This is a genomic window from Mobiluncus mulieris (assembly GCF_014204735.1).
Taxonomy (GTDB): domain Bacteria; phylum Actinomycetota; class Actinomycetes; order Actinomycetales; family Actinomycetaceae; genus Mobiluncus; species Mobiluncus mulieris.
In genome coordinates this window covers 145,418-159,661 of the sequence record NZ_JACHMA010000001.1, presented here as the reverse complement: position 1 = coordinate 159,661, position 14,244 = coordinate 145,418, and the positions used below count along the sequence as shown (strand labels likewise).

The window sequence follows — 14,244 nt, the reverse complement described above, 5'->3', positions numbered from 1 at the left end:
CTATCAGCGTTTCTTGCCAGTCTTACGGCGACGGACTATGTACTGATTCGACGCCTTCTTCTTACTACGGGTACGACCCTCAGGCTTGCCCCAGGGGCTCACCGGGTGACGACCACCGGAGGTGCGACCTTCGCCACCACCATGCGGGTGATCAACGGGGTTCATGACAACACCACGAACCTTCGGACGGCGCCCCAACCAACGAGAGCGACCGGCCTTGCCTAAATCAATGTTGCCGTGGTCGGCATTCCCAACTTCACCGATAGTGGCGCGGCAACGAGCGTCAACATTACGGATTTCCCCAGAAGGCATCCGCAGTTGTGCCATCTTGCCTTCCTTAGCGACCAGTTGGACGGAAACCCCAGCGCTGCGAGCAATTTTAGCTCCCCCGCCGGGACGCATCTCGACCGCATGAACGGTGGTACCCAGCGGAATATTCTTCAACGGCAAGCAGTTGCCGGGTTTGATATCTGCACCTGGCCCTTGCTCAATCAAGTCTCCTTGCTTGAGTTTTTCAGGAGCCAAAATGTAACGCTTCTCGCCGTCAGCATAGTGCAGCAAAGCAATCCGCGCGGTACGGTTAGGATCGTATTCGATATGCGCCACTTTAGCGGGGATACCGTCCTTGTCGTGGCGACGGAAATCTATCAAGCGATATTGGCGTTTGTGCCCACCACCGCGACGTCGTGAAGTCACACGCCCCAGATTGTTACGTCCCCCAGTCTTGTGCAAAGGACGCAACAGGGACTTTTCCGGGTGGTCGCGGGTGATTTCATTGAAATCAGCCACCGACGCGCCACGACGACCCGGGGTTGTCGGTTTATATTTACGAATTCCCATTAGTTATCTCCCCTTAGGCCTGTTGTCCGAAAACGTCAATGGAGCCTTCCTTCAAGGTCACGATGGCTCGCTTGGTGTCTTTACGCTTGCCCCAACCAGTACGGGTACGCACGCGCTTCCCCTCGCGGTTTTGGGTATTTACCGAGGCTACCTTGACCTTGAAAATGGCTTCAATAGCCCGCTTAATTTCGGTCTTGTTCGATCGGGAATCCACCAGGAAGGTGTACTGCCCGTGGTCAATCAAGTTGTACGATTTCTCGCTTACAACGGGTTTCAAAATAATGTCGCGAGGATCTTTTTCTGACAGTAAGCTCACTTGTCTTCCCCTTTCTGCAAGAAGGAATCGAGGGCAGAAGCGGAAAACACCACATCGTCATTAGCCAACACATCGTAGGTATTGAGTTCCCCCACGAACAGGACATGATGTTCCGCCAGATTATTTACACTCAGCGCCACTACGTCGTCAACCTGCGGGGTCAACACAATCAGCGCGCGACGATCAGCCACTGCGTTTTGCAAAGCGGCTTTCGCTGCCTTCGTAGAAGGCGCGTCCTTGACCCCGAAATCGCTCAGGACATGGACTCGATTCGCCCGAGCTCGATCCGAAAGCGCCTGGCGCAAGGCGGCGGCCTTCATTTTCTTCGGAGTTTTCTGAGTGTAGTCACGAGGCTGTGGGCCGTGAACGATACCACCACCAGTGAACTGGGGGGCGCGAATCGAACCCTGACGAGCCCGACCGGTGCCTTTTTGCCGGTACGGCTTCTTACCACCACCGGACACATCCCCACGGGTCTTAGTCGCGTGAGTACCCTGACGAGCCGCCGCCAACTGTGCATTTACCACCTGGTGCAGCAAGGGCACGTTCAGCTCCAGGTCGAAAACCTCGCCGGGAAGCTCCACAGTGCCAGTTTTCTTGCCGGCTCCGTCCAAAACATCAATACTGCGGGTTTCAGTCATTGTTAGTCTCCCTTCACAGCCGAGCGAATCATCACAATACCGCCCTTGGGACCGGGGATAGCGCCAGCAATGACGACCAATCCTTTATCCGCGTCGATGGCCTGAACTTTAAGGTTCATGATGGTGCGGCGCTCCCCGCCCATCCGACCGGCCATATTCAAACCACGGAAAACCCGACCCGGCGTAGCGCAAGCCCCAATTGAACCAGGCTTACGGTGGTTGCGGTGGGCACCATGTGAAGAGGAAACCCCCTGGAAGCCGTGGCGCTTCATAACCCCGGCAAAACCCTTACCTTTAGTATTGCCGGTAACGTCCACCAAAGCACCCGTCTCGAATAAATCGGCACCGAGTTCTTGGCCAAGTTCATAGCTACCCGCATCGGTGGTGCGCACTTCCGCGAGATGACGACGCGGAGTCACCCCAGACTTGGCGAAGTGTCCGGCCATAGGCTTGGTGACCTTGCGTTCATCCAATTGGCCAAACCCCAACTGCAAAGCCGTGTAACCATCGCGTTCCGGGGTGCGAATGTCCGTTACTACGTTCTTTTCAACTTCGACCACAGTTACGGGGACAAGCTTACCTTCCTCGTCCCAAACCTGGGTCATTCCTAGCTTACGCCCGAGTAAAGCCTTTACCGGGGCCTGTGTTCCAGTAGTCATCGCGGCCCTCCCTACAGCTTAATCTCGATTTTCACGTCCGCCGGCAGCTCGAGATGCATCAACGAGTCCACCGCATTGGGCGTGGGGTCAATAATGTCAATCAGCCGTTTGTGCGTACGCACCTCGAATTGCTCGCGGCTGTCCTTGTACTTGTGCGGCGACCGAACTACAACGTAAACGTTCTTTTCGGTCGGCAGAGGCACGGGTCCGACTACGGTAGCGCCAGCACTGGTTACCGTTTCGACGATTTTCTTCGCCGAAGAGTCGATGACATCGTGATCATACGACTTCAGCCGGATGCGGATTTTTTGTCCCGCCATTGGCTTCCAACCTTTCCTTTACCTGGTTCTTCACCGATACACGCTTCCGGGCGTGTCGCATGGATTCTCACGCTCCAGCCGGTGCTTGCATCGTTGGATTTCCATTCCCGAAGGGGATTCCCTTGGGAGTTCGGTGCTCTCGGGAGGCCGAAATAGCCTCAAGACGCACCGAGGATTCAGCTTACGCTAGAAAACCCAGGTTTAGCAAATTCACTCTGCGGCACTACGCCGAAGAAATAAGCCGTCACATCCACAGATAAAAAAACCAGCACAGATTTCAAACCGTGGGCGCTGCAAGCTGGCACCTCATGAAACGGAAACCAACGCAACCAGCGGCTAAACCGGCCCTGAAAAACGATCTTGAAGACGGCGCCACGCAAGTTTAAAACCCTGCACCCACACCGTATCCGTTACGTTATGCGCCAACCACGAATTAATCCCCATCACCGAGAAAGTCAAACGTTCCGTCCAGTTACCCGAACGCCAATCTTGAGACACCCAAGAAATCCGTTTTAGCCGCACCGCCGAAAACACCCGCGTATATTGCAACATCGCCTCGACCCCATGACGAATCCCTTGCCCGGTTTCCTCACGACCCTGAATCGGAGCTCGCCATGCCCCCCACAAAGACATGTAAGAATCATTAACCGAAACCGTGGAAACTGCGGAATTCTCAATGAAATTCGAGACAAACTCCATGTCTTGGGTAAACAGATATGCGGCGTTAACCAGCCGAGAACTCTCCATGTAACGAACCACGTCAGTGACATCCTCAAAAGACACAATCGCAACCAGCGGACCGTAAAACTCTTCGGTGAGCAATTCGGGAACCGCCTTGACATCCGTAACAATGGTGGGCTCGAAAAAGGTTTCGGAAACCTCCGGGCGAGCATGTGAACCCACCAAGATACGTCCCCCGTGTTCCGTCAAGAACCTCACAGCCCTTTGGCTGCGCTCCACACGCTGCGGATTGAGCATAGCTCCCACCGTGGCATTCCTATCGGCGTAAGTACCCACCCGCAGCTGGTCACGGGTGTATTGGGTAACCAGCTCCTCGAAGGACTCTTTGACCTGTTCCTGGACGAAAATTACTTCTAACCCCGAAAGAGATTGACCAGCATTACGGAACGCCGAACGAGCACAGGCTTTGGCGGCCTCCCACAAGCGAGCATCCTCTAAAATAATGGCGATGTTCTTGAAAGAACCGAAAGAAGACATCGGCACCGAAAAGTAACCGCATTGACGCGCGACCTGGCTGCAGGTATCACTGGAAGCCGCAATAGAAACATAGTCCAGACCAGGAATAATCTTTATCCCCAAATCCACGGTGGGGGAAACCACAATACGCCAAGCATCAGCGGGTAAACCAGAGCTAACCAAGATGCCCTTCATCATCAGGGCTCCCAAGGCGGCTTGCGGGGTGACAAAGTTAACCACGGGGTTTCCCGTCATCAGCGCGTTTAATATGTCCCCCACCATTGAAAGCTGGAAATCGGAAGAAGAAAAGAAGCCCACCACCCCCAAGGGGCGGTGCATCACCCGATAGAACGAGAACGGAACTTGCCCACGTCCCCGACGCGGAGCAGCCACGTGCTTCAAAGCGCGTTTCATAGAACGCACCTGGGTAAGGATATCGAGGTACTCTTCGCCGGCATCAATCCAGGACTTGCCGCTGAGCAGCTGCGACAACGCCACAATGGGATTACGATAGCGCACCATCTGACGCAAAAAACGATACAAAATCCGGGAGCGGGAAAATCCTCCGACTCTAGACCAGGATTCCGCCATCACTCGGGCGTGAACCAGCGAATTTACCGCGTCGTCCAGGGTGGAAACCCGAATCTCGCCAATCTTTTCCCACTTCTGGATATTCCTGACCACAGCGATTTCACCGTGTTCAGAGGCAGCGGCAGCGAACAGTGAATCCAGGAACTTTTTGTCCAGTCCCATTGGCAAGTCCATTATGCCTCCTTTCTACGGTTGGCGGGCATTGCGGTTGGTTTTATCCTATGTTGGCTGAGATATCGTCTGAGTTATCAAGTCTAATGGTGGCGAGCACGGAGCAATCCAAGATTTGCGTCACAGTTTTCACCCTGGTTTTTATATCGGCCCGTGTATCCACGACCCGATGGATCTTCGCAAGCTGCGGAACAGATAAGCCAGAGGGGTGTCGGAAAATAACACCGAAATCCGCACCGAAAATTTGGTGCTAAACTCGGCGAATCTTTCAATAGGATTCCCCGGTTTGAGGTCATCAGGAATCCAAGTTCGCCCCCGCTGACGGGTAGCCGACTGGAGCCGTGAATACTGCGTAATTGACTCGACCCCGTGGCGGATACCACTTCCAGTGTCTTTCACGCCCTGGATGGGAGCCCGCCACGCAGAGTACAAAGACATATAGGCGTCGTTCACCACCAAAGCCGCTGAATCCACCGCATCCATGAAATTGCGCATTGTCTCTTGAGAGCGAGTAAACAGGTAGGCGAGATAGGCATGTCGAGACTTACCAATGTGTCGGGACACTTCGCTGAGCTCCGAGAAGGGCACCAAACATATGACCGGACCGTTAAGCTCCTTGCCGTACATTTTCGCTTCCCGGGGTACATCGGCAAGAATAGTCGGCTCAAAAAAGCCTTCTCCCAAGTCCTGACGACGTTTGCCCCCACAGATTAGCTGCGCTCCCATAGCCACGGCATCATCGATGTATTCCTGGAGGGTTTCGGCGCGTTTGGCATTCAGCAAGGAACCCACAGTGGTGTCATTAGAAGACAGCGAACCGACAACTACTTGTTTCTCGACATATTCTTTGAGGCCTTTTTGGAAGTCATCATAGATAGTATCTTGGACGAAAACTACCTCTAGAGCGGTTACTGCCTGACCGGCCGATTGGAATCCCGCCCTAGCTATTCCTCGGATAGCTCGGTTGAAATTCGCATCTTCGCAGACAACTCCGGTATTCAGTAACTGCAAGAAACCTTTAAACGGCACCCCCGCCTCCTGAGCGCTACGCGCCACGCGCCGCCCTAAACGTTGCGAACCCAACACCACCACCATGTCCAGACCCGGAACAATCGAGCGGCCTGGCCCAGAAGTAGTGGCAGGAATAATCTTCCACAAGCCGTAAGGCATTCCGGCATCCACCAGCATGGCATGAAGCAAAACCGCTCCGAGAGCCGCCTGGGGGGTGACAAAGTTGATTACCGCGTTGCCAGCCACCAGGGCTTGTAGAACGTCGCACAGGGAAGACATCGGCCATTCCGGCGAAGTGTACATGCCGATAGCACCGACCGGACGATAGTTAACCCGCCATTTAGAGAAAGGCAGCGAGCCACGTCCCCGCCGTCTTTTACTAAGCCTTTGGGACAGGGTCTTGGCGCTGCGGGTGGTAGCGAGTAAATCCAAGAACTCTTCATTGGCATCGTTTTTGGATTTTCCGCTGAGCATCTGGCTCATGGCCACAATTTCTTCCTGGAATCTCCACAGGGAATGACGGAACCGTGACATTACTTGGGTGCGACCGTATCCCTGCAATTCTTGCCACACCACTTGCGCGGCCTGAACCGAAAGCAAAGAATCTTTCACATCATCTTCGGTGGCGGTAGCGACGCGAGTCAACAGCCGACTGGACTCTACGTCCACCACGTCTTTACGGGGGCCGTGCATCCAGGATAAAAATTCCGACAGAGTAGCGAAAAATTGGTCGTCCAATACTTCGGATTGCATAATCCCCCCCTTCGGTAAATACTCAGCCGTACCATACTACTCTGTAATTACTTCGTCTCCATCATTTGAAAAGTTAACATCCGGAAAGAATTCTCAGACTATTTTCAGCAATAAAAAATAAATAACGCTCCCACCTGTAAAAACGGTGAGAGCCAGCATATAGAGGGGGCGGATGCAAACGCACCCGCCCCCTCTATAGCATCTAAAATTACTCGATAATCTTGGTTACCTTACCGGAACCAACGGTACGGCCACCTTCGCGAATAGCGAAGCCGAGGCCTTCTTCCATAGCGATAGGCTGAATCAGCTCCACGCTGATTTCAGTGGTATCGCCAGGCATAACCATCTCGGTGCCTTCCGGCAACTTGATAACGCCGGTAACGTCGGTGGTGCGGAAGAAGAACTGCGGGCGGTAGCCATCGTAGAAGGACTTGTGGCGTCCACCTTCTTCCTTCTTCAAGATGTAGACCTTGCCCTCGAACTTGGTGTGCGGGGTCACGGAACCGGGAACACACACAACCTGGCCACGCTCTACGTCTTCACGCTTGGTACCACGCAGCAACAGACCACAGTTCTCGCCGGCGTAGGCTTCGTCCATGGACTTGTGGAACATTTCAATACCGGTAACGGTGGTCTTCTGGGTATCGCGGATACCCACGATTTCCACTTCAGAGTTCAACGGCAGCTTGCCGCGCTCCACACGACCGGTAACCACGGTACCACGACCGGTGATGGTGAATACGTCTTCGATAGGCATCAAGAACGGCTTGTCCAAGTCACGCTCGGGGGTGGGAATGTAAGTGTCCACCGCGTCCATGAGCTCTTCAATCTTTTTGGTCCACTCGGGGTCGCCTTCCAGTGCCTTCAAAGCGGAAACGTGAACAATCGGGCAATCGCGATCAAAGCCCTGCTTTTCGAGGTCGTCACGAATCTCGTCCTCGACGATTTCCAGCATATCCTCGTCAACATCGGGGGAATCGCACTTGTTCAACGCTACCAAGATAGAGGGTACCCCAACCTGCTTCGCCAACAGGATGTGCTCCTTCGTCTGAGCCATCGGGCCGTCAGTGGCGGCTACCACGAGGATAGCACCGTCCATCTGCGCTGCGCCGGTAATCATGTTCTTGATGTAGTCGGCGTGCCCGGGAGCGTCCACGTGAGCGTAGTGACGGCTGGGGGTTTCGTATTCAACGTGAGACACGTTGATGGTGATGCCGCGCTGACGTTCCTCCGGAGCGTTATCCACCTGATCGAAGGGGGTGAACTTGTTTGCGGGCAAATCGGGGTACTTTTCCGCCAGTACCTTAGTGATAGCAGCGGTCAAAGTAGTCTTGCCGTGGTCAACGTGACCGATGGTGCCGACGTTTACGTGCGGCTTGTCGTGAGTATAAGTGCCTTGTGCCACTTCTTTTCTTCCTCCTGGATTTTAGGTAGTTTGCTCCAACTAATAAGCAACAAAAGATTACCACTTACTAGCGGAATTTCCTACTTGGGTTGGATTATTTCTGCGTACTATGGGGTGTCACCTGGGCTCTCAAGGACTTGAGAGCCCCCGGTTTCAACCCGTTGTTACCTAGGCGCCGCGATTTTCAGAAACGATTTTCTCGGAAATCGACTTTGGAACCTCAGCATAGGAATCGAACTGCATGGTGAACATCGCGCGTCCCTGCGTCTTGGAACGCAAGTCGCCAATGTAACCAAACATCTCCGATAGGGGCACCTTGGCGCGAACAACCTTCACGCCTTGTGCGTCGGTCATAGAAGCAATATTACCGCGCCTCGAGTTCAGGTCGCCAATGACGTCGCCCATGTACTCTTCGGGGGTACGCACCTCTACATCCATAATCGGTTCCAAAATCACCGGACCGGCTTTCTTGGCACCTTCTTTGAAGACCATGTTCCCGGCAATCTTGAAGGCCATTTCCGAGGAGTCCACGTCGTGATAGGCGCCGTCCTCGAGGGTGGCTTTCAAATCCACCAAGGGGAACCCGGCTAGCACCCCAGAAGCCATAGCCTCTTGGATACCCGCGTCCACACTCGGAATGTACTCGCGCGGAATGCGACCACCGGTAACTTTGTCTTCGAAGAGATAGGTTTTTCCTTCGGCCTTTTCCTCTTCGGACAAGGGCTCGAAGGTAACCTGAACCTTGGCGAACTGACCCGAACCACCGGTCTGCTTCTTGTGAGTGTATTCGACCTTTTCTACCTTCTTGGTGATGGTTTCGCGGTAGGCCACCATCGGGGCACCCACATTAGCCTCGACCTTGAACTCGCGGCGCATCCGGTCGACCAGCACGTCGAGGTGCAGTTCGCCCATCCCGCCGATAACAGTCTGGCCAGTTTCATCGTCAAGTTTAACGGTAAAGGTCGGATCCTCTTCCGCCAGTTTCTGGATAGCAATACCCAGTTTTTCTTGATCAGCCTTAGACTTCGGCTCGATAGCCACGTGAATCACCGGATCAGGGAAGGTCATGGATTCCAAAACCACCGGCTTATCAATTGCGCACAGCGTGTCACCTGTAGTGGTCTCCTTCAATCCCACAAAAGCGTAAATATGACCGGCGTGAGCCACGTCCACAGCATTTTCGTGGTTAGAGTGCATCTGGAACAGTTTACCCACGCGTTCCTTCTTGCCCTTGGTAGAGTTCAACACCTGGGTTCCCTGTTCGGCTTTACCGGAGTAGACCCGAACATAGGTTAGCTTGCCATAGAAAGGATGCACCGCAATCTTGAAGGCCAAGGCGGCAAAAGGTTCATTCTCGTCAGGTTTACGAGTCTCAGTTTCACCATCTTCCTCGTGACCGGGACGGAACCCATTAACCGCACCAATATCCAAAGGTGTGGGCAAGAAATCGATGACCCCATCCAGAACCGGTTGAATCCCTTTATTCTTGAAGGCCGAACCGGCATAGACCGGGTAAATCTCGGAATTGATAGTGCGCTGACGAATCCCCGCCTTAATCTGGTCGAGGGTCAACTGGTCGTTTTCGATATAGGCATCCATCAGCTCTTCGCTGGCTTCGGCTGCTTCTTCCGTCGCTTTCACCAGGTATTCAGCGGCCTTAGCTTTGTATTCCTCGGGAATATCCTTGTATTCCAACACAGAACCCTTGGTTTCCTTGCCATCAGCGTCTTTTTCCGGGAAGTAAATCGCCTTTTGCTGCAAGACATCAACCACGCCGACAAAGTCGGATTCCGCCCCCATCGGGAAGGTGATAACAACCGGCTTGGCGCCCAAGCGATCAACGATGGTTTTGACGGAAAAGTCGAAGTCCGCGCCGAGCTTGTCCATCTTATTCACCAGGCAGATACGCGGCACATTGTACTTGTCGGCCTGACGCCACACGGTTTCGGACTGTGGTTCCACGCCTTCCTTGCCGTCAAATACCGCCACGGCACCGTCAAGGACGCGCAAGGAGCGCTCTACCTCGACAGTGAAGTCCACGTGGCCGGGGGTGTCAATAATGTTGATTTGGTTGTCTTTCCAAAAGCAGGTGGTGGCAGCCGAAGTAATCGTGATACCACGTTCCTGTTCCTGTTCCATCCAGTCCATGGTGGAAGCCCCATCGTGGGTTTCCCCAATCTTGTAGTTGATACCGGTATAGAACAAAATACGTTCCGTACAGGTGGTTTTGCCGGCATCGATGTGAGCCATGATACCGATGTTACGAACCCTATTCAGGTCGGTTAGCACGTCAAGTGCCACTAGCGTTGTCCCTTCGTTAGTCTCTAAATATTCGTTTCGGTTCCGCCGCAAAAAGTTTGCAGCTTACCGTGCTACTACCAGCGGTAGTGGGCAAAAGCCCGGTTGGCTTCGGCCATCTTGTGTACATCTTCACGGCGCTTTACCGCTGCCCCCAGACCGTTGGAGGCATCTAAGATTTCGTTCATGAGTCGCTCGGTCATGGATTTTTCGCGGCGTTGCCGTGAAAAATCCACGAGCCAACGCAAAGCTAGCGTGGTGGCCCGTCCGGCTTTCACTTCCACGGGCACCTGGTAGGTTGCCCCACCCACACGGCGGGAGCGAACCTCAAGGTGGGGGCGAATATTTTCCATGGCGCGCTTCAAAACCTGAATGGGATCTTGCTCGGTTTTCCGAGCCACGCCTTCCAAAGCTCCGTAAACAATTTTTTGGGCAATGGACTTCTTGCCGTCCAAAAGCACGCGGTTAACCAGTTGTGTAACCAACGGGGAATTGTAAACCGGGTCAGCAATCAGCGGGCGCTTGGGCGCCGGACCTTTACGTGGCATTACTTCTTCTCCTTCTTTGCACCGTACTTGGAACGTCCCTGCTTGCGGTCACGCACCCCCTGGGTGTCGAGTGCCCCGCGCACAATGTGGTAGCGCACCCCCGGCAAGTCTTTCACACGCCCGCCGCGCACCAGCACGATGGAGTGTTCCTGCAGGTTATGCCCCACCCCGGGGATATAAGCGGATACTTCAATGCCCGAGGACAACCGCACACGAGCCACTTTACGCAGCGCCGAGTTAGGTTTTTTCGGGGTAGTGGTGTACACGCGGGTACACACGCCACGACGCTGGGGAGACCCCACCAAGGCCGGGGTCTTCGACTTGGAGCGCTTCGTGGAACGTCCCTTGTGGACGAGCTGTTCAATAGTTGGCACAGTTACTCCGTTTCTTGCAATCTGTTAATTGGGATTTCTGGCTTCCAATCCCCCAGTGGGCACACGACATCGTCTGGGGGCCGGCCCGCCTTCCGTCCGCGTGAAACGGCTGAGGTTGCGTCCGGAACTCCAAACGATAGGAGCCCGCTGTCCTCTCGGGTTTCTCCGAAAGGCTCTGGGTGACTAAAAACAGACACCAAACGGAGATTCTAGCAAAATTCCCTATCGGCTGGCAATTTCGTTTCAACTACCGCTTCATGAGGTGCCAGCCTCATACTATGATTAACACATGATTATGCCCCAACAATCATCAAAGAATTCCGGCTTGTGGCAACAGGCCACGCTCCTCCCTATCGCCCTGGTGGCGATTGAGATTCTGGTCATTAATGGAGGCATGATTCTGGATATGACCACCAGTGGCACCAGTGATGCGACCCGGGTACTTTTGATGGATTCCCCGCACTGGTTCTTGCTCACCGGCCTGGTTTTAGGAGCCTCGGAAATCCTCGCCTATCGGTTCTTGGTAAAACGATTCGCCAAACGCCCGGTCACAGAATTGGGCGCTACCGGTTGTATTAAGGAAACTGCCCTGGGAATTTTGGTGGGATCCGTGCTGGTCAGTCTGCCGATGCTGATACTTTGGGCGCGAGGATTTTGGCGTTTTAACTCTTTTGCCATTAACTCCGGGATTCTCAAAGGCATTGGAATCGGGTTGATAGCCTGTGTTTTCGAGGAGCTCCTCATGCGCGGAGTCTTCCTGAGGCTACTGGAACAAAAGTGGGGAGCCCCCGGAGCACTGGTTGTCACCAGCCTGGTATTTGGGGCTATACACCTGAGTAATCCCGGCGTTACCTGGCTGGGAGCCTTGACTATCGGTGTCGAAGCCGGGTTCCTACTGGGGACAGCCTACCTGTGGAAACGCCGCCTGTGGTTCCCCATCGGCCTGCACTTTGGGTGGAACGCCATGCAAGCGGCATTTTGGGGTGGCAACGTGTCGGGAACCGGGAAACAAAGCGGGTTACTGGACGGGACACTCCACGGCCCAACTTGGTTAACCGGAGGCAGCGTCGGGATTGAGGGTTCACTGCTAACAGCCGTGATTGGACTGCTTGCAGCCGGGGTGATTTGGAAACTCACGCCACGCGAAGCGCCCGAAATGGCACCTCATGAAGCCAAAACCCCCACCGACGAAGTACCCGACACAGGCGAAACCCCCGCCATTACCGCAAGTGAACCCGGCAGACAAACCCGACGCGACTAGAGCAGCCTTGCCGCCCCCGCATCCAAATAAACCCGCACATCCGGGTGGTTTTGCAACACACTCGCGGGGCAATCCGGGCTGACCGGACCGTGAATCATGTCATAGACCGCCTGAGCTTTGTTCTCGCCCATGGCAATCAAACCGATAGCACGCGCCTCCATAATCGTGCCCAAACCCTGAGTGATGCACTGTTTGGGAACCTGGCTCTGGTCGCCCCCGAAAAACCGCGCATTATCCGCAATCGTCTGGGGTGCCAAATCCGCCACATGGGTACGGGAATCCAAGGGCGTGCCCGGCTCATTGAAAGCAATGTGTCCATCAGAACCAATCCCCAGGATCTGGAAGTCCACTCCCCCCGCAGCTTTGATATCCAGATCATAGGCCGCCGCAGCATCATCGAGGGTAGCGATACCTGGGTCACCCACCAGATGTGGATTCGGCACCGCCACATTAGCCGAATTCAAGTCCGTGAGCGCCACCAGGTTTTCCTCGATAAAAGTCCGATAGCTCTGCTCGTGACCGACCGGCAACCCCACATATTCATCGAGTTGGAAAGTCCTCACATTCTTCAGGCTAACCGCCCCGATTTCCACCAGGCGACCCAGCACCCGATAAACCTCTAAGGGGGAAGAACCCGTAGCGGTTCCAAGCACCCCATTGGGCTTGTCGCGGAAAACCGCCGCGACACAAGCCGCAAAATCACGCGCCAATTCCTCGGGGGATTCATAAACTGTATATGGCATCATTGCTGGTAAATCTCCTTTAGCTAGTTGGGTTTCACATCTTAGTGCATGCGGTTGAAAGCGGAATTTTCAACCAGTTGCTCCAAACCATCATGAATGATTTGTGCGCGCTGTGGTCCGACCCCATCAATTTCTTGAAGTTCCTCGGTAGAGACCTCCAGCAGTTCCGACAGGGTGCCCCAGCGGCGCGAAATCGCTTCGACGATATGCGCCGGCAGACGGGGAATACGCGCCAACATTCGCAGCCCGCGCGGCAGCAAAGGAGTCTCGAGAATCTCCGAGCCAGCACCGGAAACCCCGATTATGCGCGCCACCAAACCCAAGTCGAGCAGTTCCGCGTCGTCCAATCCCCCCAGGCGATCCACGACTTTTTCCTCCGAAAAACCCTGCGGGATATAGTCGCGAATCAGCAGGGAACGGTTCACCGCAAAACCACGCATCAACTCGGATTGCTGCATTTTGAGCAAGCGACCGTATTCACCGAGCTGAATCAATTGGTCGGAAACTTCGTGCCCCACCCGGCGCACCATTTCCTGGCGTTGTACCACCAGGGACACGTCACGTGCCGTCACCATATCGTCAATTTCAAGGGCAGTTAAGGATTCGGAAACCTCGTCAAGACGGCTGCGATATTTCTCTAAGGTAGCAATAGCCAAACTGGTTCGCGACAGCAACGTTTCGGGGTCATCCAAAACATAGCGCCTATTGTCCAGATACAGCGAAATCGCTCGCAGAGAATGCGAAACAGCAATTACCGGGTTCCCAGTTTGCACCGCCACCCGGTGAGCAGTACGGTGGCGCATCCCGGATTCCGTAGTGGGAATGGAAGGGTCGGGCAGCAGCTGGACATTAGCCCGACGAATCCGCCACCGTTCCGGGTCAATAATCACGGCTCCGTCCATTTTGCACAGTTCGCGCAACCTGGTAGCGGAAAACTCGACATCGATTTCAAAGCCATCTGAACACATCCGCTTGATGTGGTCTTCGTATCCCAACACAACCAGTGCCCCCGCCGAGGCTTTGATAACCCGGTCTAACCCGTCGCGCAGCTCCGTCCCGGGAGCCAACATAGTAATAACTTCCCGGAATCTTTGCGCGTCACTCATGGTTTTATCC

14 protein-coding genes are annotated in these 14,244 nt (G+C 54.5%); 1 reads left to right on the top strand and 13 read right to left on the bottom strand.

Going from position 1 to position 14,244, the window contains the following annotated elements; all coding sequences use genetic code 11:
- Positions 1–3 precede the first annotated feature (3 nt).
- From rplB to rpsL, 11 genes are all read right to left on the bottom strand, one after another.
- Positions 4–840, bottom strand: coding sequence for a 50S ribosomal protein L2 (gene rplB, locus F4555_RS00670; RefSeq protein WP_004014643.1), 837 nt, complete (start codon positions 838–840; stop codon positions 4–6).
- 13 nt (positions 841–853) lie between these two features.
- Complete coding sequence (gene rplW, locus F4555_RS00665; RefSeq protein ID WP_004013167.1) at positions 854–1,156, bottom strand: 50S ribosomal protein L23; 303 nt, start codon at positions 1,154–1,156, stop codon at positions 854–856.
- Positions 1,153–1,797, bottom strand: coding sequence for a 50S ribosomal protein L4 (gene rplD / locus F4555_RS00660; RefSeq protein WP_004013169.1), 645 nt, complete (start codon positions 1,795–1,797; stop codon positions 1,153–1,155). Before rplD ends, rplW begins: the two co-directional genes overlap by 4 nt.
- A gap of 2 nt (positions 1,798–1,799) precedes the next feature.
- Positions 1,800–2,456 (bottom strand): 50S ribosomal protein L3, encoded by a 657-nt coding sequence (gene rplC, locus F4555_RS00655; protein WP_004013170.1) that lies wholly within the window; start codon positions 2,454–2,456, stop codon positions 1,800–1,802.
- Between the two features lie 11 nt (positions 2,457–2,467).
- Positions 2,468–2,776: a 30S ribosomal protein S10 gene (gene rpsJ / locus F4555_RS00650; protein ID WP_004013171.1), complete on the bottom strand. Its 309-nt coding sequence runs from the start codon at positions 2,774–2,776 to the stop codon at positions 2,468–2,470.
- Between the two features lie 336 nt (positions 2,777–3,112).
- Positions 3,113–4,738, bottom strand: coding sequence for an aldehyde dehydrogenase family protein (locus F4555_RS00645; RefSeq protein ID WP_004013173.1), 1,626 nt, complete (start codon positions 4,736–4,738; stop codon positions 3,113–3,115).
- A 138-nt stretch (positions 4,739–4,876) separates the two neighbouring features.
- Positions 4,877–6,499, bottom strand: coding sequence for an aldehyde dehydrogenase family protein (locus F4555_RS00640; protein ID WP_036342599.1), 1,623 nt, complete (start codon positions 6,497–6,499; stop codon positions 4,877–4,879).
- Between the two features lie 208 nt (positions 6,500–6,707).
- Entirely contained in the window at positions 6,708–7,904 is a 1,197-nt protein-coding gene (gene tuf / locus F4555_RS00635) for an elongation factor Tu (RefSeq protein ID WP_004013175.1), read from the bottom strand.
- A gap of 168 nt (positions 7,905–8,072) precedes the next feature.
- Positions 8,073–10,205 carry an elongation factor G gene (fusA, locus tag F4555_RS00630; protein WP_004014637.1) on the bottom strand — a complete coding sequence of 711 codons (2,133 nt, stop codon included), beginning with the start codon at positions 10,203–10,205 and terminating at the stop codon, positions 8,073–8,075.
- A gap of 74 nt (positions 10,206–10,279) precedes the next feature.
- A complete protein-coding gene (gene rpsG, locus F4555_RS00625) occupies positions 10,280–10,750 on the bottom strand; it encodes a 30S ribosomal protein S7 (protein ID WP_004013178.1) in 471 nt (156 codons plus the stop codon).
- Positions 10,750–11,124 carry a 30S ribosomal protein S12 gene (rpsL, locus tag F4555_RS00620; protein WP_004013179.1) on the bottom strand — a complete coding sequence of 125 codons (375 nt, stop codon included), beginning with the start codon at positions 11,122–11,124 and terminating at the stop codon, positions 10,750–10,752. Before rpsL ends, rpsG begins: the two co-directional genes overlap by 1 nt.
- Positions 11,125–11,419: 295 nt before the next feature.
- On the opposite strand from rpsL, the gene F4555_RS00615 reads away from it, so the two are divergent.
- A complete protein-coding gene (locus tag F4555_RS00615; protein WP_260399977.1) occupies positions 11,420–12,385 on the top strand; it encodes a CPBP family intramembrane glutamic endopeptidase in 966 nt (321 codons plus the stop codon).
- Here the strand turns inward: F4555_RS00615 and F4555_RS00610 are convergent.
- Together F4555_RS00610 and disA are read right to left on the bottom strand one after the other, a co-directional pair.
- The gene (locus F4555_RS00610) at positions 12,382–13,131 is read right to left on the bottom strand and encodes a glucosamine-6-phosphate deaminase (RefSeq protein WP_004018117.1); all 750 of its coding nucleotides are present in this window, start codon (positions 13,129–13,131) and stop codon (positions 12,382–12,384) included. The two genes, F4555_RS00615 and F4555_RS00610, sit on opposite strands and share 4 nt — an antisense overlap.
- A 38-nt stretch (positions 13,132–13,169) precedes the next feature.
- Positions 13,170–14,234, bottom strand: coding sequence for a DNA integrity scanning diadenylate cyclase DisA (gene disA / locus F4555_RS00605; RefSeq protein WP_115325592.1), 1,065 nt, complete (start codon positions 14,232–14,234; stop codon positions 13,170–13,172).
- Between the last annotated feature and the right edge of the window lie 10 nt (positions 14,235–14,244).